General features: G+C 36.1%; 19 protein-coding genes. 3 read left to right on the forward strand and 16 right to left on the reverse strand.

Annotated elements, in window-relative coordinates; translation table 11 throughout:
• Nucleotides 1-103: 103 nt before the first annotated feature.
• The 10 genes from GSM42_RS19255 to GSM42_RS19295 all read right to left on the reverse strand — a co-directional run bounded on the left by GSM42_RS19255 (nt 104) and on the right by GSM42_RS19295 (nt 14,530).
• Nucleotides 104-796: a hypothetical protein gene (locus GSM42_RS19255; protein WP_160803177.1), complete on the reverse strand. Its 693-nt coding sequence runs from the start codon at nt 794-796 to the stop codon at nt 104-106.
• Nucleotides 797-1,145: 349 nt separating this feature from the next.
• Complete coding sequence (gene abc-f / locus GSM42_RS19260) at nt 1,146-3,029, reverse strand: ribosomal protection-like ABC-F family protein (protein WP_160803178.1); 1,884 nt, start codon at nt 3,027-3,029, stop codon at nt 1,146-1,148.
• Between the two features lie 128 nt (nt 3,030-3,157).
• Nucleotides 3,158-3,292: an RAxF-45 family protein gene (locus tag GSM42_RS21235; protein WP_338055343.1), complete on the reverse strand. Its 135-nt coding sequence runs from the start codon at nt 3,290-3,292 to the stop codon at nt 3,158-3,160.
• Nucleotides 3,293-3,719: 427 nt separating this feature from the next.
• A complete protein-coding gene (argH, locus tag GSM42_RS19265; RefSeq protein ID WP_160803179.1) occupies nt 3,720-5,039 on the reverse strand; it encodes an argininosuccinate lyase in 1,320 nt (439 codons plus the stop codon).
• A 29-nt stretch (nt 5,040-5,068) separates the two neighbouring features.
• Nucleotides 5,069-6,640: an APC family permease gene (locus GSM42_RS19270; RefSeq protein ID WP_160803180.1), complete on the reverse strand. Its 1,572-nt coding sequence runs from the start codon at nt 6,638-6,640 to the stop codon at nt 5,069-5,071.
• Between the two features lie 619 nt (nt 6,641-7,259).
• Nucleotides 7,260-8,555 (reverse strand): hypothetical protein, encoded by a 1,296-nt coding sequence (locus tag GSM42_RS19275; protein WP_160803181.1) that lies wholly within the window; start codon nt 8,553-8,555, stop codon nt 7,260-7,262.
• An 882-nt stretch (nt 8,556-9,437) separates the two neighbouring features.
• Entirely contained in the window at nt 9,438-10,742 is a 1,305-nt protein-coding gene (locus GSM42_RS19280) for an MFS transporter (protein WP_160803182.1), read from the reverse strand.
• A gap of 16 nt (nt 10,743-10,758) precedes the next feature.
• Nucleotides 10,759-12,189: an FGGY-family carbohydrate kinase gene (locus tag GSM42_RS19285; RefSeq protein WP_160803183.1), complete on the reverse strand. Its 1,431-nt coding sequence runs from the start codon at nt 12,187-12,189 to the stop codon at nt 10,759-10,761.
• A 16-nt stretch (nt 12,190-12,205) separates the two neighbouring features.
• On the reverse strand, nt 12,206-13,714 hold the full coding sequence (locus GSM42_RS19290; RefSeq protein ID WP_160803184.1) for an FAD-binding oxidoreductase: 1,509 nt from the start codon (nt 13,712-13,714) through the stop codon (nt 12,206-12,208).
• 36 nt (nt 13,715-13,750) lie between these two features.
• Nucleotides 13,751-14,530 carry an SDR family NAD(P)-dependent oxidoreductase gene (locus GSM42_RS19295; protein WP_160803185.1) on the reverse strand — a complete coding sequence of 260 codons (780 nt, stop codon included), beginning with the start codon at nt 14,528-14,530 and terminating at the stop codon, nt 13,751-13,753.
• A 202-nt stretch (nt 14,531-14,732) separates the two neighbouring features.
• Between GSM42_RS19295 and GSM42_RS19300 the strand changes: the two genes are divergently transcribed.
• A complete protein-coding gene (locus GSM42_RS19300) occupies nt 14,733-15,461 on the forward strand; it encodes a MurR/RpiR family transcriptional regulator (protein WP_160803186.1) in 729 nt (242 codons plus the stop codon).
• Nucleotides 15,462-15,881: 420 nt separating this feature from the next.
• Here the strand turns inward: GSM42_RS19300 and GSM42_RS19305 are convergent, their stop codons facing one another.
• From GSM42_RS19305 to GSM42_RS19330, 6 genes are all read right to left on the reverse strand, one after another.
• Nucleotides 15,882-16,091 (reverse strand): hypothetical protein, encoded by a 210-nt coding sequence (locus GSM42_RS19305; protein WP_160803187.1) that lies wholly within the window; start codon nt 16,089-16,091, stop codon nt 15,882-15,884.
• 419 nt (nt 16,092-16,510) lie between these two features.
• Complete coding sequence (trxA, locus tag GSM42_RS19310; protein ID WP_160803188.1) at nt 16,511-16,831, reverse strand: thioredoxin; 321 nt, start codon at nt 16,829-16,831, stop codon at nt 16,511-16,513.
• Between the two features lie 690 nt (nt 16,832-17,521).
• Nucleotides 17,522-18,175: an ArsR/SmtB family transcription factor gene (locus GSM42_RS19315; RefSeq protein WP_160803189.1), complete on the reverse strand. Its 654-nt coding sequence runs from the start codon at nt 18,173-18,175 to the stop codon at nt 17,522-17,524.
• Between the two features lie 648 nt (nt 18,176-18,823).
• Nucleotides 18,824-19,888 carry a Ger(x)C family spore germination protein gene (locus tag GSM42_RS19320; protein ID WP_160803190.1) on the reverse strand — a complete coding sequence of 355 codons (1,065 nt, stop codon included), beginning with the start codon at nt 19,886-19,888 and terminating at the stop codon, nt 18,824-18,826.
• Entirely contained in the window at nt 19,881-20,960 is a 1,080-nt protein-coding gene (locus tag GSM42_RS19325) for a GerAB/ArcD/ProY family transporter (RefSeq protein ID WP_237446715.1), read from the reverse strand. Before GSM42_RS19325 ends, GSM42_RS19320 begins: the two co-directional genes overlap by 8 nt.
• Nucleotides 20,953-22,278, reverse strand: coding sequence for a spore germination protein (locus GSM42_RS19330; protein ID WP_160803191.1), 1,326 nt, complete (start codon nt 22,276-22,278; stop codon nt 20,953-20,955). The genes GSM42_RS19325 and GSM42_RS19330 overlap by 8 nt, the downstream gene beginning before the upstream one ends.
• Before the next feature lie 886 nt (nt 22,279-23,164).
• On the opposite strand from GSM42_RS19330, the gene GSM42_RS19335 reads away from it, so the two are divergent.
• A complete protein-coding gene (locus GSM42_RS19335; protein WP_160803192.1) occupies nt 23,165-23,446 on the forward strand; it encodes a hypothetical protein in 282 nt (93 codons plus the stop codon).
• A gap of 162 nt (nt 23,447-23,608) precedes the next feature.
• On the forward strand, nt 23,609-24,904 hold the full coding sequence (locus GSM42_RS19340) for an ArsB/NhaD family transporter (protein ID WP_160803193.1): 1,296 nt from the start codon (nt 23,609-23,611) through the stop codon (nt 24,902-24,904).
• Nucleotides 24,905-25,015 lie beyond the last annotated feature (111 nt).

Below are 25,015 nucleotides of genomic sequence, written 5' to 3' on the forward strand. Positions count from 1 at the left end.
AATCCCCTTGATACCTCAAGGGGATTTCATTGGTGGACGATAGAGAAATTGAACCTCCGACTAGGTCACAAAGGAAGTTTTATCAATTCCCTGTATAACCAATCTAATAATGGTCGCGTAATACTGCTCGAATATTTTCATGCATCTCATGCAATTCGCGGTCTTTCAATGCACCGTTTAGTGCATGGTAAATAACTCGCATTTCCCAATGATCAAATGAGCGATGTTTTAACATTTCCAAGACAGTTGTTTGAATTTGCTGGAATTTTTCTGTATCACGAAAGGGGATATGAAAAGTTTGTTCAATAAACTGAATTTCCACAACATCCATCTTCACATCCCCATACTGGTTCCACATCCAATCCACGATTTCTCCCACTTCAGCAATATTAAATACAAATCGTATTCCACAATAGTCCAAAGTTGCGTGATTCTTTTTCAACATAATCAATTCGTCTACCAGCTGATCACTCGCAGGCTTAGCTGCATTAATCTTTTTAGACAGTTCATCCTGTTGAATAAAATAATCAATTGCAAGAGGTGGAAACCCTAACATAGCACCTAGACATCTGTGATATTCAGAACCATAAGTGGTAATCAATTGGGCTTGATACTTGGACAAATAGGCCTGTTTTTGCTGCTCATCTTGAAAAAAGATCACTAATCCATTTGGAATAGCTGGGAAGTCACCACTGGAAACAAATGGATAATCTTTGCATAAATACGCATCTTTTCTATGTTCAGAAGTTAAAAAAGCAGGCTTGATACCTAACAAAAATCCCATCACATTGTCCATGTGGTATCTCCTCCATGAAGCTTTTATTTCTTTGTGGTACTAGGTAATGATTCACAGTCCATTAGGGATTTGCTTTTGGATGACTTCCTCCTATATAATCATTTCTATTTGAATAGGGAGCATTCCTTCTCATTAGAGAAATCATCCCCTTTCTATTATTGAGATTACTTCAATAGTTACGAAAAGCCAAAAGTCCATATATAAGGACTTTTGACTTTGCTATAGAAGAATTTCAATTGGCTTCTTTTGAAGTAATGAAATAGGTAGCAGCTTTTCTTTCATCCTTTTTAAAAACAAAAAACGAAGTTGAGCGAGCGCGCTCAAAACTCCGGTTTTTTGATATCAACACTCACAATAGTTCTATTAGTTCTTCCAGCTTTTTATATAACCCATCACGTATTGCTTCCTTTTCTTCTTTTTCTAGGTTCCATTTTTGCAATAACTCTATATCCGTTTCTGCTCCCAGCAATTGTTCAATCGCATGTATTTCATACTCTATCGATTCTATACGGCTCTCCATTTTCTTGAATTGTTTCTCATGAATCGGCTGTGTCTCCTCTACAAAAATCGTCTCCACCTTCGCTTTCTTCTTTTCTTTCGGTTTTTCCAGTTCTCCCAGTTTTTTCTTTGCCCAATCATAACTGCCTGGAAATCCATGTAAGGTCTCATTTGCAATCCAATACGTTTTCGTGAAAATTTTATTTAAAAAATAGCGATCATGCGAAACTGCCAAAATCGTACCTTGAAAATCTTCGAGTGCTTCTTCTAGTACGTCTCTTGTTTCAATATCGAGATGGTTTGTCAGCTCATCCAAAATCAACAGATTGATATCCTGATGCATTAATTGCGCCAAGCACAAACGCATTCGCTCACCTCCACTGAGCTGGCTGACCTTTTTGAAAACATTCGGTCCATAGAACAAAAAGTTGGCCAATATATGACGGGCTTCTTCCTCTGTGACAAAGACCTGTTCCCGAAAGACTTCTAACACCGTTTTCTTCGAAGGCTTCAGCGTAAGATGCTGAGATAAATAGCCTATTTTCACATTACTTCCTATTTGAACTTTCCCTTCATCTACCGGAACTTGATTTAAAATCAACTTCAGTAAGGTGGTTTTTCCCGTACCGTTTCTTCCGACAATAGCTACTCGATCACGAAACGATACATGAAGATTGGCATTGCTGATTAGACATTTGTCCCCAAATGTTTTTTTCACTCCTTCTAGTATGATTACATCTTTCCCACTTCGATCTGATTGTTCAAATTGAAGTCTAACCTTTTTACGTTCCAATATCGGGCGCTTTAACTTCTCCATCCTTTCAAGTGCACGCTCCATGTTCCTCGCTCGTTTATGCAATCCTTCATTTGGCGGATTCGCTTGATTCGCCCACTCCTTTAAACGCTTAATAGCTTCTTTTATCTTTTTGATCTTTTTTTGCTGTTCTTTATAAGCATCAAATTCCCACAGTAATTTTTCTTGCTTTTCCTTTACAAAATCGGAATAATTCGTGTGATACACACAAACTTCCGCGTCTTCTAAATCGATAATTTTTGTTGCCACTTCATCTAAAAAATAACGGTCATGCGAAATAACAACGACGATCCCCTTATACTCCTTCAAAAATTGCTCCAGCCATTCTACCGCTAAAATGTCAAGATGATTTGTCGGCTCATCGAGTAAAAGTAAATCCGGTTTTTGCAATAAAAGCAAACCAAGACAAACCTTTGTTTTTTCTCCTCCACTCAAATTAGCAAATGGTTGAGGTAAAAATGATTCGATTTGCAGACCTAAGGCAACCTTCATCAATTCTGAGCTCATTTCAAAACCGCCAATAAAAGAAAACCGATCTTGAATATTTCCATATTCTTGAATGAGCGACCCCAGTTTAGCTTCATTTTCTTCTGTGGACATTTCTTGCTCCATCACCTTCATTTTTGTCTCCAGCTCTCTTGCTTCAGTGAAAGCTGTAAGCAAGACATCTTCCACTGTCATACTTTCCGAGAAACTTGGTATTTGTGATAGATATCCAACTTTGCTTCCTTTTTTTATATGAATGGCACCTTGATCCGGTTTTTCGATTCCTGTTATTAATTGAAAGATGGTTGTTTTCCCGCTGCCATTACGGCCCACTAGCCTGACACGGTTTCCTTCCTGTATTTCAAATGATACATTTTCAAAAATGAATGTTCCTGCAAAGGATTTACTGATTTGATTTAAAGCACAAATGATCATATTTTCCGTACTCCCTTTCAAAATAAAAAGCCATGGGTGAGACTACGCCTCTCCCATGGCATACTTTGCTAATGGAAAAGAGAGAGCTACAGAGCTCTCTCTTCATATTGGGTGGGTAAAGAGGTCTCTCACATTTCTACAGTCATTATGCAATTGCTAAAAAAGGACATACGTATCCCGTTAACAACTGCAACATGAAAAATTGCACGGCAAATGGTAATAAAATCTAAAAATTGCACGCGCAATCCTGCAGAATTGTTCATCTCTTTACTCGCCTCCTTCGTACGGAATGTTTATTGGTATAAGTATATTCTTTTTTGAAAATAAGTTGCAAGGATTTTTAGAAAATCGCATGTATGTAAACTTTATACAAAATTAATTTGATTTGGTTTCATAGCATGGTAATATCAAGCCATTGCGCTTTTATTATATTTATAATGGAAATTAAGTGTTCAAGTGATAAGTTCCTCCAAACACTCTTAAATTTAAAACGCTGCAAACCATAAATGTAAAGGTTGCAGCGTTTTTATTAAAGCAGTAACAATATTTTCTCATTCATTTATATCTTTTCAGACTTATGTCGTTAACATATTCCTATAAAAAAGCCACGTTTTAACAGACAAACTTTGAGATTGGATTAACAGAAAACAAGCTTCTTACATATGAATTGCGTATTTTCATTCAACCCTCTTATCTCAACAAGTTCACTTTGATCCCTTTGTTTAAAATGTTTTGGTAATCAATAAACGTGTATATATCTTCATCGATCACCGAACTAATTTGTCTTAGCTCTTCCAATGTCAACTCTTCGATTGCTTTCTGGTGATCCTCGCAATATATTACGATGGAACCAACGATACTGTGAGCATCTCGAAATGCCACACCTTTACTTACTAAATAATCCGCTACCTCTGTTGCATTCAGAAATCCTTTCTTCACTGCTTTTTCCATGTTTTCATGATTGACCTTCATCGTAGCGATCATCTTGGACATGATGGTCAAGCATGATAAGACAGTATCAAGGGCATCAAAGAAAGGCTCTTTGTCTTCCTGCATATCCTTATTGTACGCCAACGGTAAGCCTTTCATCGTAGTGAGTAGTGAAGTCAGCGAACCATAGACTCGTCCTGTTTTTCCACGGATAAGTTCAGCGGCGTCTGGATTTTTCTTTTGCGGCATGATACTACTACCTGTTGAGTAAGCATCATCGATCTGGATGAATTTGAATTCCTGACTGCTCCACAAAATTAGTTCCTCACTCAATCTACTCAAATGCATCATGAGAATAGAAAATCCGGACATCAACTCCAAGAGATAATCACGATCACTTACCCCGTCCAAAAAATTGTCGACCGGCTTGGAGAATCCAAGCTCTTTAGCGGTCATTTCTCGATTGATCGCATGGGTGGTACCAGCTAGAGCCCCGCAGCCAATAGGACTCTCATCCATTATTTCGATAGCGCTTTCTATTCTTTTTTTATCACGTTTTAGCATTTGATCATACGCCAGCAAATGGTGCTGAAAGGTAATCACCTGTGCACGCTGGAGGTGTGTGTAGCCAGGCATGATGACATTGTTTTCTTTCGCCTTTGCTTGCAGGGTCTGTTTAAGATTTTCGATTCTTTCTATGACTTCAAATGCTTTGTTTTTCGCATAGAGTCTTATATCCACTGCTACTTGGTCATTACGACTTCTTGCTGTATGAAGTTTTTTTGCTGTGCTTCCGATATGCTTTGTCAGATTCACTTCCACGAAACTATGGATATCTTCATAATTCCCTTCCAATGGCAATGTTTTCTCTTCGATATCGTTGAGAACGGAGAGGAGTCCTTCGACAATTTTCTCTCCTTCTTGCTGGGTAAGGAGTCCACTCTGCATTAGCATATTGACGTGGGCGATACTCCCTCGGATATCTTCCTTGTACAGTCTCTGATCTACATGGAGAGAACTGTTGAAATCCTCCATGAGTTTGTTTTCTTCTTTGCGAAAACGCCCTCCCCAAAGTTTCATAGCCATGTTCTCCTTTTTTACATTCCTATTTAGGGTTGATTTGTGGAGCTTTTCTCAAGCTCTGCCACGTTTCCTTTTTTGTGCATGTACCACACGCCGTTGTAGACCGCCAAGTAGTAAAAGACAAAACCCGCAATTGCCACAATCAGCGACATATAAGGCTCAGGAAGAATGCTGATTCCACCAAAATTACCAAGATACGACAAGGTGATCAGCATTAGTATATATACAATCAGGTATAACCCCCCAAGGATCTCTTCAGTTTTGTATTTTCGGATAAAATGGATGATCAAATAGGCACCCACTCCGATAATTAAACCTGTAATGCCTAATTGCACCTTACTCCATTTCGTCCAATAAATAAGAAGCGTTGCAAACACAAAGGCCAGAGGAGCGATCACGTTTATTCCTGGAAGCCCGTTGTCTTTTGTCAGACCAACCTTACGGAAAACCATTACAGTTACGCAGGCTGACGCGTACTTATATATCCCAATCGCCCCCACAATAGCTACAATGGCAGTCCAGCTTTTTAGAGGAAACAGAAATAATAGTCCGATAACAAAGTTGAAAGCAAGTGCGCGAGTAGGGACACCATAGCGTTTGTTGATCACTCCGAAGTAACTTGGAAGAAAACCACTCTTCGCCATGGCAAAAACATGACGGGAAGTTCCTCCGGTATACGCAAGAGCCGATCCTGTTGGAGAAATCATGGCATCTGCGGTAATGATCCAAGACAGCCAAACCAGATTAACAATCATGGCAAGATCGGCAAAAGGAGAATCAAATTTGATTCCACTCCAGCCATTTACTAACATCTCGGGTGGAACTGCGCCAATAAAGACGACTTGCAAGAGGATATACATGATTGCGGCTATTACAAGTGAGGCAATCAACGCCAATGGAATATTTCGTCTGGGATTAACTACTTCTCCACTCATCATGATAACGTTTCCAAAACCAGTATAAGCAAAGAAAATTCCACTTGTAAGGATAGCACTTAATCCCGCACTGTATCCGTTCGGAGCAAATCCTTGGCTGGTGAAGTTCTCCACATGAAAGCCTGTCATGAAAAATGCTAGGATTGTGAGAACAGGTACGACAAATTTAATAGTGGTAATCACCGTATTTGTGATTGCAAACAGTTTTACCCCAAAATAGTTAAAAATCACAAAGAAAATCATCAAAAAGGTTGCTGCTAAAATACCGGTTGTCGTTAGTTGCTCATTCGTTACATCATAAAGCCCCGGCCAAAATTGATTCGCGTATTGGATAACTCCGGCAGATTCTACCGGTGCAGTCGCACAGTAGCCAAGCCATATCGAGTAGCTGGTCACAGTAGCCAGCATGTTTCCATGAGAATAGAGTGGATAACGTGCTAAGCCGCCTGTTTCAGGCTTGACTCTTCCCAATTCAGCATAAACCATTGCGATTAAGGTAATAACAGCTGCACCGATTACCCATGAAAGAATAGCAGCAGGACCAGCCAGTTTCGCGGTAGCCCAAGGACCAAACAGCCAACTTGAACCGATGATTCCCCCAAGTGAAAGTGCTGTGAGAGACCAAAATCCCATTTTCTTTTTCAAATATTGTTCTTGACTCATAAAAATTACCTCTTTTCTTCACAGTTTTATAGGTAATTATCTCCAAAATAGCCAAAGGACTCCTTTTTCTTTTTTGTTAAACCCAAAACGATGTCTCCTCCTTTCTTTCGTAAGGATAAATTCATTTGAAGAGTTCAAACCATTTTAGGGTATAAAAAGGGTAAATGAATTAAATGTATTATAATGTAATCAATTTTATTTTTCAATATATATTTTTTAAAAAACAAATTCTAATATTTGTTTATATTAGAGTTTAAAACTAAGGTATTTGTACAAAATATAAATAAAACGGTATATTTACACGAAAATCAACCAGCTTAAAAGGGTGAAAAATATCTATCTCCTATTTCATTGTTTCATAACAATTATTGGCTCCTATGTGCACTTTCTAATCAATAGAATAGTGATGGATAAGAAGCACTTCTCTATCAGTAAATATTTCCATATATAGGATTTTATTGTATCTCTGATCTTGTAGTTGGCTATACAACAAAAGGCTTAGGTTTTTTGTCCCTAAGCCCTAACGATTATTATTAAGTTATAAGTTTATTACATACTAGATTGTAACCAACTCCACTAGAAAATAGGATGGTTGAAAGGTCTAGTATATGAATGCAGTCTATTTCAAGCGGTATCTTTTCCCTGGTCTTCCCCTCGAAAAAGTGGATTCTTCACCGATGTATTCAGCCAAATCCTCTTCACAAAGACTCCTTATAAAACGACGTGCATTCCGTTCATCCCAATATAAATGAGAAGCCAAATCTTTGACCGTAAAGTCTTTCCAATTCATCTTCTTGATCAGTGCCGTTACCTTATGATAGTTTTTAACACTGACCTTGATCTTTTTCAGTTTTTGAATTAGTTCTTCATCATCAAATCGGTAAGAAAAACTAAGTTCATCCTCTGCTCCTGATGATTGAATGATAGTACCATCCTCACGAATGGTTACAATCCCATGTTCTGCTTTTTCCTTTGATAGTTGCAAAGCACGCTGCGCATTTATTTCAGCGGAATGGACAGTCACCCCATAGCCAACACCTACACTGATTGTATGATCCATTTTCTCTGAAAGCTGACTTACTGTGTCAAGTAGCACTTTGATTTCTCGTTCGATCGCTCCACGAGAACTAAAAATAATGTACTGCCCATTTCCTTTTTCTAACAAGGAGCCATCCAGTTTCTCACAATACCGGAGCAAGGTTTCTTTTATCTTAATTTCAAAAAACTCAAGCTGGTAAGAGCTTTTCGCTTTCTCTCTAATCTTATCAAAATGCACAATTTCCACCATCTGAACGCCAATCTGTGTATCCTTATAGAAAAAAGTCAACGTCTTTTCAGCGAGAATGCGTAAGGCTTGCTGGATTTCCATATCCGTACTAGATATCCGGTAAGTTGGGACACCTGATTTTGTCAGTGCCAGTGCTACCGCTTCAAAACAAGTTAATGCACCTTTCGTTTTTCCGCTTCGAAATAAATCTATATGGAAATCGATAAGTTCCTGGGTACTTGATTTCTCATCAAAAGTCTTTACATAAATATTCTGGGGGGCAATATCAATTTGTTGCAGAGCCTGTTCCAAATGAGAGGTAGTAATTTCGTCGATACTTACTTCACTTAGAAATTCATGCTGGTAATATCCCATATGTAAAAGACTTTTATAAATACCTGACTCTGTATGGTGAATATATACTAGCCTATCTTCAGCTTGTAAAGTATTTTTGGCTATTTTATAAGAAATCTGACCGGAAAAAAGCCAGACATCAACAGCATGATCATGTTCTAAAACGATTCTCTCCGTTTCCTGAAAATCATGATAGGGAAACGCTAAAAATTTCATTGTACTCTCATATTCTTTTCCAAGATGTAGTATGCTTTCTACTGATGAATGAGGACCAATAACCCCAACTTTAAACATAATTACCTCCTATTCAAAAAACTATAAATCCTATTTTAACCTGATAGGAAAAGAAAAAATACAGGTAGTTCCAAGATATGTACAAATAGGTCACTTCTGTTGATTGATATTTAGTCGAATCTTTTTCATTCGGTATAGATTACATTTTTGTAAGCAATCTATGATCTCCTTCTTAGAATCGCGAATATGCTCAACCAATAATCCCCACCTCTAAGCGTTATCGTAGGTGGACGGAAGGTTCAATCCAACCATTTTTAATAGTTTCCAGTGAACAAAGAAATAAATCTGTTGTCTTCCTTTTTCGAACTCCTTCCAAAGATATCCGTAATTTTTAAAGATGATTTCTTAATTCATAACCAGTAACCATTTCATCTTTCCCAATTCATTATTTATATATTTTAACCTCTCTAAGTGAAGAAAAAACTGTGAATGGTATTCCTCCACTATTATTCATTTCCTTCAAGAAGTACTTAACATGAATGATAATAGCACTAAGCTTGCTTGATACCAGTCTCTTTTTCTCCTGAATACATTCTTCTATTTCTACTCTTTTGTCTATATCTTACGGTATAGATATAGTATTCAGGTCCAATCTACCTTTTCTCTAACAGGAATAAAATCACTGATTTTTAAATTTTTTTTAACTAAAAACCATTGAGATGGGCAAAAGAATACGATGGTGATTTAAATAAAAACGAAAAGCCAAAACTCCTTACCTATCAAGGAAAATTGGCTCCCGTTTAGTGAATGTCGATTATACTTCCATAACTAACCCAGCTTAATCATTGAGTTCATCCGTGCTTTAGAATGAAATATGTGCACAGAGTAAAGAGTAGTTTATATTGCTTTTTAATCTTGTTTATTCGAGTACCCTTATCACAATCATAAAGTAAGAGAATCTGTTTTAATTGATTTGATTGCTTCCTTCTTCACTGAAATTCTAAAGATCAACGTCATGAAGATTGCAAGAATGGCCGCGCAGGCACAAAAGATGAAGTACCCATTATAACCACCGTGAGGTCCATATGTTTTAAACAGCACATTATTGACGAGAGGCATTAAAATATCTGGTAAATAGCCTATTAAGGATACTACTCCGATTGCCAGACCAAGCATCTTTTCATCAATCTTACAATCTCCAAGTAGTGACCAATAAAGACCCCTAACAGTATAAAGCATTAATCCAATCATTACGACTTGGATTTTAAAATATATATGAGGCATTGTAACTGGTATGCTTGATATTGCAATTAAAAAAGTGGCAGCTAACCCTAAGGCAATCATGAGAATGTTGCTCTTTCCGAATATATCCCCTAAAAATCCGCCTAATATCCCGCCAATTGGCCTCATCCAAAGCATGACTACAGTGACTTGCCCCACCGTTGCTGCATCGATTTTGATGTTGGTTTGTAAAAAACCACCTTGATAATATACGGCCCAAGTCACAATATAGGACAGAAATATGATGCCGCCTAACAGCCAGATAAACTTATTACTGAAAATTTGTTTGAAATCTTTCAGATTCATTTTTTTACTGAGTTCTGCCGTTTTTTTAGATGAAGATTCTTTTTTAATAGATGTCTTGTCTTCTTCAACAAAAATTAAAATAAGGATAGACACGAATATAAGCACAACGGAGTACATGTAAACAACAAATTGTAAGGCTTCTTTCTTATGAGCCAATACCGTATTGTCTCCCAAAACGTTTGTAAAAATAAATAATGCGATACTTGCCAATATGGCCTCTACTAAACCACGACCTCCATCTAATGCACCGAAAAATCTTCCTTCCTCTTCCTTTTTAGCAATTAACTTTACCAGTTTTAAATGAGCGGCCCAAAAGGTGAAGACGGAGAAAAATCCCCAAATTCCAAAAATCACTAGAACCATTGAATAGCTTGGAACTTGAGCAAACCATAATCCGGTCACTCCACAAACTATGAGTGAAATGAATAAAAGTTTTTTGGCTGAAAATCTATCAGCAAGCCAGCCACTTGGAGAATACCCCACTAGATAAGCAATACCCAAAACAGAAAATATTCCATTTAATTGGTTAAGTGTGATTCCGTAAACTTCCAATATTGTTTCTTGATAATTCGTTTTTAAATAGATAAGTGGAAAAATCGATCCTGCTGCTAAAATAATGAGGAAAAATTGAAAATAACGCTTATAATTTTTTTCTACCATAAAAATCATCCTTTTCTTAGTTGAAAATAGGATAGGATAGTTTTAGTATTTCATCTGTATGAACTCTGACATTTTTAACAACAGTATCGTTAATTGTATTGTAGAGGATGTGATTTTTTGGGTTAGGTATAAATGTTTGTTGAGTTTTAACCATTTTACTTGCAGCCTCATAAATATCTTTGTAAATCGATAAATGTTGGCATACACATATGGCAGCTCCAAGACAAGCACTACTACTGCCTGCACGTCTATAAACTGGCAATCCAAAAAGGTCAGCAATAATTTGCATCATGACATCACTTTTGGAGCCCCCGCCTATTACGATTAAATCATTTAACTTCGCATCTATTTCCGCTAACATATCGTCAATGTTGTTTTTAAGATTAAATGCAATCGCTTCCAAAATGGAGCGATATATATGATATTTTGTATGACGATCATCAAAACCAATCATGACACCTTTTCGATAAGGCATAGATGGTGTCGATAACCAGTCTAAAATAGTTATCAGACCTTCACTGCCTAAAGGAACATCTTGTGCTTTCCTATTTAAGTAATCCTCTTCCGATACACCTAGTTTTCCTGCTTCTGTAACGAGTTCTTCACCAATCAGCTTTTTAAACCAACTCACTGTCCACATACCACGTCTGATTCCATTTGATTCATAAACATATTTAAAAGGGATACAGGCAAGAGTCGGGAAAAAATGAAGGGCATTTTCCCTATATTCATTTCTTAGCAACATGGATGAAATGAATGTTCCAAGAGAAATCATGATGGTCCCTTCATCCTTCATTCCAGAGCCCAAAGCTTCTACAGCTTTATCATTGGCTGTTGCTACTACTGGTATATCTGAATTAAACCCAAACTCTTGGGCCAAATCTTGTCTTAGCACTCCTAACTTTTCGCCTGGTTTTACAAGATCAAATACCATCTCTCTTTTCAATCCATTTGTCTCGAATACTTCCTCGTCTCCAGACCAATCCAATGTTTCGCGATCTAATGGCCAGTGAACTTCATAGTTAGAAGCCGAGTCCTTAAATTCCCCTGTCAACCGAAATCCTAGATAACCAGAAGTAGTCGTCACATATTTGACTTGATCATCGGAATGTACATATGGTTTGTTAAGTCTAGAATCCATCCAGCTTATCACTGGATAAGCTAGATGGCCATCTTCTTTTAACAAAACACGACAGCATCGAATCGTACATAATCCAATTCCGGCAATATCTTTCGGATTACCAGTAAAATTGGTTAGACAATTTTTCATTGCTCCGTACACACTGTCCCATAAATCATCATCTGGATGGATAACGACACCTTGTTCAGGAGATAATGTTTCTTTTAGTTGAAATGCTCCAAATGCAACTTCATTACCTTCTAAATCATATATAGCTACTTTTGTACTTTGTGAGCCATTATCAATTCCCATTACATATCTGCTCATATATGATCACCTTATATTAACCTTTTATATATTTTAGGCCTTCTTCTTGAGGGAAAATGGTGCCAAAATTCATGATTCCATTAGGGTCAAAAGCTTCTTTTAATTTTTCCAGCATGTAGTATGCCGAACCATGTTCTTCCTCTGTCCACTCCGTTCGATATTTTCCAATACCATGGTGATGACACATGGAACCACCAAGTTTTAATGTCTCCTCAATAATAATCGAATGGATTGGGTGATGATAAATTCTCATTTCATCCTCTGGTGCACAATTAATATGGTAGTTATATACAAAATACATATTTGTTCCATTTAGATAACTATGGGATGAGTGTCCGCCAAGCATTGTAATATCCTCAATTCTGTCAAACTCTTCCCTGACCCGTTTCATTACATTGTGATAAATTTTTGTAATGTTTTCCCAATCAGCTGATACTTCTGTTGTAAAACCATCATGTTTGTGCTGTTCCACCATGGTTTGAAATTCACGATCAATATGTCCTTGCGTCCAGTTCAAGTTGTTGAACCAGTATTCGATTAGTTGATCCTCTACTTTTTCAACGATTCCATCTTGGAATTTAGAGACTGCGTTTTCAATCGCTTCATTTGTTGCCTTGACAATTCCTTTTGGTCCTTCGGACATAAAAATCAAAACACATTTATCTTTATAAAAATGTGAAAAATGTTGTCTTGCATCTTCTTCCGAATAAACGCGTGCCACAGATGGCCGAAAACCGTTTGTGATAACTTCTCTTAAAATATGAATACCTGTATCCACATCTTTTAATAAATATCCATGAAAGACATTGTTTTCAGGGTAATATTTGAAAATTTTCACCGTAACCTCTGTGATATAACATAACGTTCCTTCATTACCAATGACAATATGTCTAATATCTGGTCCTCCAGACCTTCGCGGAACGTTTTTAATTCTAGAAACATGTCCGTTCGGAAAGACACATTCTAATCCTACAACCATATCTTCAATTGCACCGTATAAAGTGGAAAATTGTCCAATACTTCTAGTTGCCAATAATCCGCCATATTGTGCAACTGGTTTTGACTGTGGAGAGTGACCTGTAGTATAGCCGATTTTACGCAGTTCATCTTCTAATGTTTCTAGTTTTACTCCTGCTTGTACAGTTGCTTGCATATTATAAGGATCGATTTTAATGATGCTATTCATCTTAGACCCATCGATTACTATTGCGATCTCTTTCCAGTTCTCAAGACCGCCTTCCGTAGCTGTTTTTCCACTTCTGGGAATCACATTGATCTTGTGCTCATTGCAGAACTGCATGAGTGACTGGACTTCTGATGTAGAGTTTGGGTATACAATTGCCATTGGCAATGGAACATCAAGAACCTTTTTTGCTTTGGCATATTTTTTATAACGGTCAGCTGAGGCATCATATAATGCTTCTTGTTCTGTAATAATTTGTTCAGCTGAAATAATGGAATGTAATTCCTTTAATAAATTTTCTTTAACCTTCGTAGTTTCTTTTAATAATTGTTCATTTGCCATCGCTGCATATCCCCTTTGATTCATTTCTATCTTTCGTTACCGAACTAAATATCCACCATCCACATTCACGAGAGTACCATTTACATAATTGGAAGCATCAGAAGCTAAAAAGACAACAGTACCCATTAAATCTAAGATATTTCCCCATCTATTTGCTGGAATATGATCTAAAATTCGTTGGTTTGCTTCAGGGTTTGCTCTTGTCTCTTCTGTAACAGCAGTAACAAAATATCCAGGTGCGATACCATTCACTTGAATGTTGAATTGGGCTAATTCATCACAATATGCTTTTGTAAAACCTGCTAAACCATGTTTCGTTGCCGCATATGCCGGAGACCATCGCCCCCCCAAGTAAGAAAACAAAGAACAAGTATTGATGATTTTTCCGCTTTTTTGCGGGATCATATACTTTGCCACTTCATGAGATAATTCAAAGCCTGCCGTTAAATTAATCGCGACCATTTTATCCCATTGAAGTCTAGTAAACTGGGTCACATCTGGTTCATTGATACAAATTCCCGCGTTATTCATGAGGATATCTATTTTTCCGTATGTGCCGATACATTCTTCAGCAATTTTTTTACAAGCACCCTCTTGTGTAACGTCTGTAATCATCAGATGATACCGAACACCTTCTGCTTCAATCATATTCTTCGTTTCCCCATTATCGTCAGCGATACTGACTGCAAAAATATCCGCTCCTGCTTTTGCAAGTGCCAAGGAAAATCCTTGTCCTAACCCAGAATTCCCTCCCGTGATAATGGCCACTTTTCCTTTTAAACTAAAAAAATCCATGGAGAAGTCTTTGATATCCATTTCTTTACCACCCACTTTTGTTCATCGATTGTTTTCCACAAGGTTATTCTACAAAAGAAATATATAAATGTAAACGATTTCAGCGGAAAATTTCTCGTTTTTTTATTATTTTATTTTTGTAACGGAAAATTTTCCATCATTCATTGACTACTGTCTATCAATGAACTAAAATATTTTTAGTATGTTAGAAAAGAGAGATCGTATGATAAATGTAAATATAGAAAAATTGAATCCACTTGAGCTTTCTGTCCATAACAAACTTTTAAAAATTATCAGGGAAAATGGTAATATAAGAATCGTAGAAGCAGCTGAGTATTGTGAGGTGTCTTCTTCTAAGGTATCGAAACTTGTAAGAAAACTAGGTTTTGAAAATTTCAAACAGTATAAGCGGTTTCTTAGAGGAGAACAAATTTCCGAAGGCAAAAAAAAATCAAGTGAACTGGAAAGACTAAAAAATTATATCGAAAACTTTGACCCTGTTTTGATTGATAATTTTCTATCTATTTTTAACAAATACAATAAAATCGTTCTTTTTGGACTAGGTCCCTCGTTTATTTGCGTAGAATACTTTGCATATAAGCTCGCTCTTTTATCAAGAAAGAGTATTTCTGTAGCCCAAAGTGAAGATTATGCCAGACGTTTGATTGACAAAGAAACGCTTTTAATTGTTTTTTCAGTAACCGGTAAATTTTCTTCCTTTGAAAATCTATTAAATGCAGTAAAGTCTTGTGGGGCTAAAATGTTACTAATATTAGAGGAGTATAATACTTCATTGGCACTAGAAATCGATAATATGTTTTATTTAACAAGATCTACTCAGGATGAAAATCTATTACCCTTTGAAAAAACTCGAACTGTATTCTTTATTTTCATAGAAGAAGTGATTGCAAAGTTAAAATCAGATCAAGACTCAGATAAATTGGAAGGATAAATTAAGGAGAAATGCAAAAGAAGCAAAACAAACCCTCAGATAACATCAAAAATATCTTCTGCTTATTATGGCACTGAGTTACTTAAAGAAAAATTTAGGTTTTTTCGGTTTACTTTCATTTGTATAGTATGAACTAAATACTTTTTGTTCCGGAATTTAAATAATCATTCATCCTATTGTTTTTCTCTTTCATCGTGATACATTTTCATAATATTGCTATAAAACAACCAAAAACGAAAAGCCAAAGCCCCTTATGTATTATCAAGGAAAATTGGCTCCTGTATAGCGAGTGTCGATTATACTTCCATATTGCTTTTACTCTCATATAACTTGTGTTATCAGGAGTGTTTGACCAAAGATGTGACCAAACATACTCGAAAGAATTCGTGTCTTTCCATTTATGAATTTTTTGATTTAGTATTAGAATGCAATATCTTCTAAGCTTTTTTCAATGTTCTTTAAAGATTTTTCTAAAAATAGTTTTAGGTCATGCAAAATTAATTCTTTGGAAATGTTCTCCCCCAGGACAAAAATACATCCATCCTCCAATGCAACTTTAGCCTTTTTCTGCATCAATTGTTGAGGCTCTGTGTCTGTGAAATTATAAACACTAAAATCAAGCCATGCCAAATACGTTCCCTTTGATCTAATCAGCTTTACTCTTGGAATTCGTTCTTTTATGAAAGTATCAATGAAATGGTATACAATAAGTTGCTCAAATCACTCCTGCTGATGCTTCCATAATAGGCTGGACCAATTTGAAATCCATGTCTGCAATCCACAGTGGAATGCTTTCTTCATCACCAAAATTTTCATGGAGAATTTTTTTAGACCATTTTATGGAATCGGTTTTTCTTCTATCTATCATTCATCAAAGTTGTATTTATTCATCATATCCTCTCCATATATTTAAAATCAGTCATTAATCTTTCTTTCGTTTGAGTGTTACTGAATATGAGTAATCCTCCAAACAGTCGTTCTTTCCATTCTCATTGAAAATCGGCAACTACTTCCTTATTGTAGGGTTCCGATTTTTCTTCCAAATCGCTTTATTTTCCCGCAAGTTTTAAGATTTTTTCTTTAAGGACAGATTTTTGATTCAATCCAACCATAGTCTCGACCTTCTTGCCGTCTTTAAACAACAGCAACGTAGGGATGCTCCGGACACCAAATCGCGAAGCCAAATCTGTCTCTTCATCGACATTGACTGTAGCCAGTGTTGCTTTCCCTTTTAGTTCATCTGCTAATTCTTCTACAATCGAGAGTTGAATTCTGCACGGACCACACCAAGATGCCCAGAAATCCACCAAAGTTACGCCGGACTGGATATGGCTTTGAAATGTTTTTTTTGTCAGTTTTGTTGCACTCATAGAGAGTACCTCCTCTTTGTCGTAATTATAGTTACACATTATATTATTATTCAATTGATCAATTGAATAATAATACTGAAAGCTTAATGGAGTCAAGCTCACAAATAATTCTTCAGGTTTCCTAAACTATTTTGTGAGTTTCATACATCGAGCTCATATTCTATTCAACTAGGCTTGTTTGCCCTTGTGCTAATTTCAACCATAGTGACCTAAAAACAGCCCCTTATTTCTATTTATTCGGAAATGCTCAGCACAGCACGGAATCGTGTCATCGCCAACTTCATCCTTTCATACGCTTTGCTAGCACGTTCCAAGGAAAAAACTTTAACATAGGCCGTACGTCGGTCAGTACACTGAACCGAATCGCGCTTCAATTTCTTTCGTTTGTCCAGTAAACGAACCTCGCACCGTATTTTGTCCTTTCAATAAGTCCCTAGCCGACAATTCTAACGATTCGCAAGAACTAGCTACAATAACGAGCTCACCTTTTGTGCCCAGTCCATGAATCAAAGATGAAATTACATAGGCATTTGGCGCAGTAGCGAGAATGAATTTGGCTTCAATTCAATTGTATATTTAAATGATTTTGTAATGGCTTATCTATGGATTGTGCTACCTTTAAACTTCACTGTATTTTGGGCATATAAAAACGCAGCTTAAATGCTGCGTTTTTTCTCTGGAACAACTGTTTTAACTCGTCCGCCATTCATATACGCCTTCTTCAATTCGATAGGCTTTGAATCCTTTTTTCTGCATTTGCTCAACGGCTTGAGTGGTAAATACACAATAAGGTCCTCGGCAATAGGCTGCAATTTCGGTATTTTGGGGCAAAGTTTGAAGATATCCATCAAGTTCTTCCATGGGAACGGATACCGCGCCTTCAATATGCTCCGTCTCATACTCGTCTTTAGGACGAATATCCAATACAAGAATGCTCCCTGTTTTCATTCTCTTTAATACATCCTTCTTGGATATAGTACGAACGTTCTTGTATTGTTCATATATATTTTGCTTGAGACGTGGTACATCAGAAAGTTGATGTTCAGAGATTTTCCACAAAGACATCAAAAATTCTGCTACTAACGGATTTGCCAAGGAATAAATAACATAGGTACCTTTTTTGGTGAATTTCACCAGATTAGCTTCCAATAATACTTGAAGATGACGTGATACATTGGCAAAACTCATTCCAGATTGATGTGCTAGAGTTTCTACAGCTTTAGAACCATTGGATAGTAAATTCAAAATTTCCAGTCTTCTTTCACTGGATAGGCATTTCCCAATTCTGGCATATTGTAAAAATAATTGTTCTTTATATATATCCGCTAATTGAGCATCTTTCATTAAATCCACCTCCCAATCCTTATTCAATTGATCACTTGAATTATATGACGACAATCTTTAAAATTCAAGTAATGCCGATAGTTTTCCTAAATTATATATCTAGTTCCGTGTATAACAGAAACAGAGCATTAATTGAGCTTTGAATACTAATAATAAACAAGCTTAATTCCTTATTCTCAAAAGTTATTGGTGTAACACTTCCTTAAAAAACCGATATTGCAATAATTGGCGTTACCAGATCATAGTGTTTTCCTTAGTGGTTTTTTGTATCTTGCGGATTAATCCCGCTTTAGAAAGCACTATAAGACAAACAATTTATCTTCTTCTAACCATTGACGTAATGAATACATTTTTAACATTCTGTATTCATGTATTTGAAGTTGAAGTAACAACCATTTCTCACTTCGAACAAACTCCATTTACTCATCGATTAATAGTTCTCTGTCCCTTATGGGTGTTAATGGAACAGAAACGGGCACAGCTGATAAATTCAGATCCTCTTGATGAACTTTCTGTTTTAGCGATTTTTTAATACTTATTGATCCGTTTACTTCTAAATAGCACTAGGCAACCTCCGGAATGGAAGAAGTTTCTAATTACCGAAGAAGGCTTTGAAATTGATTCATAGCCATTCGATTTTTCTGTTTTCTAGTCACTTTTCAGGAATCCCTCATTTTGAATATCTACATTCACTTGGAAGTCCAGCTTTAAAATAGGATAATACTTCTCTCTCCAATTTTTTAGCTTTGCCCGAGGTAGTTTTGTTCTAAAAGTTTGTCCCAATCCTAAAATGTCAGCTTGTTTTTTTTGTGTTATGGTGAGCATTCGATGAAATCTATTGGTAATAAGTGTAGATAAATCTTTTTTTATTAAATCCATCGATGGGTTTCCCTTTGTTTCTAAAATCGTTACTTTTAAATTTAATTGACTTTTCATAAATGGTTTTTCATTAATAATCATACTTTTATTGCTTTTCCAATCACTTAAAATCAAAACCGTGGCTAAATCCATCACCTCAACTATCCCTTGCGTACCTTGTCCATCAAATGCATTATATAAAAGAGTATCATTTGGAGAAATTTGACTCACCATTTTCCCGTTTTTTATAACGGCTGATCCGATGTGTTCCACTTCTGTAAGTTTCCCCGTTTGAATGATGGGAATGATAACATCTCGTGTTGAAGAATGTAGACTGCGGTAGACTTGCCAAACCCTGGTTAAAGCAATATTTGGAGTCCAACCTGCGTCTTTTTCAAAAAAATCAAGTAAGTAATCGCCAGTTGGCGGTTTTGATTTTTGTACATTGCCGAAAAAATAATCCAAGTCTTCATTGCAAATTGCCATCTGGGCATTTGGGGCTACTTCTCTTGAACGCATAAGCCCAGACATTACGTCAGTCAGTCCTTGCTTCGCGAACTGCTTATCTAAAACAATTAATTTCACATGAAATAAATCTACTCCACGATCCATATTCATACTAAGCCAATCTACAGCGTCTGCTATCGATTTACCTGTGGCCTTTATGATTTGAATTTTCATGTTATCACTTTCGAGTACAGGTAACTCTAAAATCAATTTGTATTTATCTCCGTTTTTTGATATCCCTACTACTGCTGGTAATAATCGGTGGTTGATATCTTTGTTGTTCCAACAACCAGTAGAGGTAAGAACGATACAAAGAAGGAAAAAGACCTTTATCATCGTATTACCCATTTTCTAATTTTTCCTTTCGTTTTGATCTGATACCAAGAATCAATAGAGAGGGTGGAACAATAAGTAAACAAAAAAACCGGAAAGGAGAATTAATCAAAAATAAGTCTTCAACATCTTTCCAATCTGGAATAAACAGACAACATACGAACGAAATAAAACTGATCAGGATGAGAAGATAGTTCGGACGAAACTTCGGAATACATGTGGTGATAATTTGCATGAACATCCATAAAATCAAAGAAAGGAAGAGAATAATAAAGGTAATGAGACTTAACAAAAAAAACACTGTCACCCTGTCAAACATAAGCCAATTGATATCGATGGAATCCACTGCTTCTACAAATGGAAAATAAAAATGCGGGACTGTAGAATTACCAAAAGTAAGGATAGGGATATAGACAGAAATTATCCAAAAAGGAACTAATAAAAGTACAGTATAAAGTATCTTTTTTGGTTTATAAGTGAAGAGGGGTTGTATAAATCCGATAAACAAAAATACCCCACCAATAGAAAAATAACTCATTAGATAACTTGGCTTGGTAATGAAACGGAAATCATTTGTAGTAAGAGGGAAAATATATCTCCAATCAACATTCTGAAAAGAAACAAAGCATACAAATAAGGTCAGAGGCAAGAACAAGATTGCTAGGAGAAGGCTAGATCGTAAAATACTGTCTAATCCTCTAGAACTTAAATAAGTAGCTACAAGGACAAGTAGGAACATAATCGCCCATAAGGGAGTATTAGATAGAAATACAATCGTAATGATCTCCGAATAAGACCGGATGGTAATAATAATGATCATTATCAAATAGATGGCGACTGGCAACAAAAAGATCCAAGCTATTATTTTTCCATGAGACAGGTAGATCATGATAATATTTTTTCTTGGGAAATAGCTCAACCCTTTCATATAAATAGATAAAAAAATAAAATGAATAATAATACCCAGAGTGATTGGAATCCAATACGCTTCATCAGTACTAGCAATAATATCTGTAGGGTACATAAAAAATATAAGCCCTAAATGAGTTAGAAAATATGAAATGCTTACAAACATGCTTCTATCCATTATTACTTTCATCCTTTGAAACTTGATAATCGAGATAAGAAATACCATAAACATTTATACTCGCAAAATAAGCACAGATCAAAACGGTACCTACTATTATTCCAAGTACCCCATAAATAGCTGCTAAGATAACAATTACATATTTTAATAACCGGAGCATAAGATGATTTTGAATTCCTACTACTGTTGCGTTAGCAATAGTAGTACCTGCTACTACTATTGTTAATAGATTGCTAACTAGTTTTGCAGAGATAATAGCTTGTCCCAGAATAATACCTCCGACCATCGTAAGAGTTGGTCCAATACTTTTTGGAAGTCGGACACTGGCTTCTAATATTAGTTCTAAAATAACTAACATCATTAAGACTTCCACCAGTGCGGGATAGGGTACTCCTTCTCGACTTTGAGCGATAGACAAACCAAGCTCTAGTTGCAGTACTTCTGGATTTACAGATACAAGTGCAACATATAGACCCGGCATTAGCGTCGCCACTATAACTCCTATAACACGTAAAACACGAATAAATAACATGAGAGGGATAGGGAGGTTTCGTTCGTTTTCTGTTGTAAACATGTCCCATAAAAAGTTTGGGAAAATGAGTGCAAATGGGAAATCATCTATAATCAGTACTACTTTTCCTTTTTTCAAAGAAGCAATAACTTCTGTAGGTATTTCTGTGGATTTATATTTGGGTACTATGTCCCATGCGGAAAAACCTAAGGTTTTCACTAGACTTTGAGCGTTATGGATTTCTTGATCGTGTTTTTCTTTCAATTGTGTTTCGATTTTCCGCATTAAATTTTGATTTACATGTGCCTCCAAGCCTAACAAGGCTATCTTTTTTTCCTGCTCGATACCGGTAGAAATTACTTTTGTGATTAAGAATTTCGTACGAAAATGTTTTCGAATAATCCCGATATTTGTATCTATATCTTCTATAAAGGAATCGAGTGCATCTTGAATAACATTTTCATTGGTCGGTAACTCAATAGAACGATTAAGGGATTTGGAAATTACTTCCATTATCATATATTTCTCGAAATCTGGGATGTATAAAATTATTTTCCCTTCTAAGATAGCGTCAATGATATTGTTTTGTTCCCTTGCCACTTTCACCAAATGGTGATCGATTACTTCTTGCAAAGAGTATTTGGGCATGTTCAAGTTAATTTCAATCAATTTTTTTGTTTGAGGAATATCGATTAAAGTACTTAAACCAAAAAGTATAACAGGTTGATTATACAAATAATCATGTTGTAAGAAAAAATCGTCACATTCTTTAAATACTGTTTTTATCTCCTCTAACCAAATTTTCATGTTTTTAAGCTCCTCATATATTACAACTAGACCTCACTATCAACTTAACCCAAAATGGCTATATTCCATACTTTAAAAATCAGAAATCAGACTAGTAGTGGGATTACGACACGGCTTGGTATGGAATACACGGCTTCCCTTAGTTAGAACGATAACTCTCGGTGGGGGTAACGTGGACAAAACAACATTAAAATCTACTTGTACAAGTTCACACCAATTCTAACTTTTCCCTTTCATACACAAGTAGAGAGTCTGATATAGATCAGGGTTTCCTTATAATCAAATATGGTAAATTATTATATTTTATCATTTTCTCTCCATATAAGTTTTGTTCAAATTTCATTCCATGACAATACCAAAGGAACACGAGAATTAAGAGAAATATAGCCATGACCAAGAAACCTATAGCCACAATTAATCAGAGCAAACAAAAATATTTTCAACCTCATGTGGTGGGCGAAAACTACCACGAACCCTGACAATCACCGCTAACTGTGTGGAAGTAGAACAAATACACCTTTCCGACCAAATCGAATTTTCCTCGTCGTGGCTTATCTTCCGAGTGATTGCATTGATTTTTCCCAAGCAAACGATTTCACATTAATCTCTGGTTGATATCTCTGTTTATCTAAAGATTTAGCAGGAGCAGTTTCTCGTTTTTTACTTGATATCATGCCTTGATATAACTTGCATATCATTTACCGTTTATTGATAGTTATCTTTGGAGCACTTCACATCATTTCACTTTTCGGGTTAGGCATGGTAAATTCATATTTGAAATACTCCTAATACGAACAAGAATGAATGAAATTAAAGTATGATAGACTAGGATGGATTCTTGATGAATGGATATAACTGAAATAAGTCAAACAAGGAGAGTTTTCATATGCTTACTTATCAATTTGATCCAACTATCGTCCAAATGGAAGAACGTTCAAATAATGAGGAAATCGAAATCCAAATAAAACTATTACAATCAGAACCTTATGCAAAGCACATGAAACAAGTAAAGGATTTTTTCGATAGAAATGAAATTTATACAGAAGCACTCTTTTATTTCTGTAAAAATAATGAGTACCGAATCATTGTGAGACCTGATTACTATGTCGATTTAATTTTGATGTTAATGAGACACCGTTTACTTCAAAAGGTGGAGTGGAAGTACTAGTGAGTCGTCTCTTGCCTCCTCAACTCATTTCCTTTATAATGGAATTAATATGAAACTGTATATTTTTGGAGGAGCCTGTCACATATAAACTTTCATTTTTCCTGAGGGAATGGAAAGTTTATATGTTGATGGGCTTTTATTATGTAAAAAAGGTGGGATTCTATGTACACAACCCTTTTAGCTATTGGCATTTTTTTGATTATCTATGCTCTCATTATCACCGAAAAATGGAATCGAGCCGTGGTAGCCCTTTTAGGTGCATCCATTATGGTCCTTGCAGGCATTGTAGATGTTCATCAAGTTTTTACCCATTATATCGAATGGAACACCATTGCCCTATTAATCGGCATGATGATCTTAGTCACCATTACCAATACAACAGGTGTTTTTCAGTGGTTAGCGATTAAGACAGCAAAGTCAGTGAAAGGCAACCCGATTCATTTGTTAATTATGTTATCACTACTCACTGCTTTTGCATCTGCATTGTTAGACAATGTAACCACTGTTTTACTGATCGTTCCCATTACTTTTTCGATTACTCGTATTCTAAAAGTGAATCCTGTACCTTATCTGATTTCCGAAGTAATCGCTTCCAATATCGGTGGAACTGCTACCTTAATTGGAGATCCTCCAAATATCATGATAGGTGCTGCAAACAAGCATTTAACTTTTAATTCTTTTCTCATTCATCTTGGTCCGATTGCAGCCATTATTCTTGTGGTCACGCTTATCATGCTGTATTTCATTTATCGAAATAAGCTCATGGTATCAGAGGAAGATAAACAGCAATTGGTCAACTTGGATGAAAACGAATCCATTGAAAACATTCCGTTGATGAAAAAATCACTTTTTGTATTGGGACTTACAATTGTTGGTTTTACCCTTCACTCCATCCTGCACGTTGAAGCATCTGTCATAGCTTTTGCAGGGGCTAGTCTCTTACTGTTAATCGGATTAAATGAACATCAAATAGAAAAAACATTTGCATCTGTTGAATGGACCACGATTTTCTTCTTTGCAGGATTGTTTACATTGGTGGGAGGCTTACAAGAAGTAGGGGTTATCAAACAGATTGCGAAATACGTACTGGATATTACAAATGGAGATTTATCTCTTGCTGCTATTTTTATCTTATGGATTTCAGGAATTGCGTCTGCCACGATAGACAATATCCCTTTTGTTGCTACCATGATTCCTTTGATTCAGGAAATGGCAGCCAGTCTAGGCATGGCTGTGAACGCACCTCAGATCAATACATTATGGTGGTCTTTGGCATTAGGCGCATGCTTAGGTGGCAATGGTACAATTCTAGGAGCTTCCGCTAATGTAATCGTTGCGAGCATTGCCTCCAAAGAGGGAAAAGGTTTCAGTTACATGGAATTTTTAAAAATCGGTGCCCCCATCACTTTGGTCTCCTTGATCATTGCAAATATCTATCTATTTATCCGCTATTTATAATTAAAAGATCGGGATATCCCTATTAGGAATATTTCTGCATTAAAATCTAGTTCCCATATTTTTAACTAAAAAAATCGTTAAGAGTTATTCAATGCTTAAATATAGATGGAT

The organism is Shimazuella alba, from assembly GCF_009831235.1.
Taxonomy (GTDB): Bacteria; Bacillota; Bacilli; order Thermoactinomycetales; family Thermoactinomycetaceae; genus Shimazuella; species Shimazuella alba.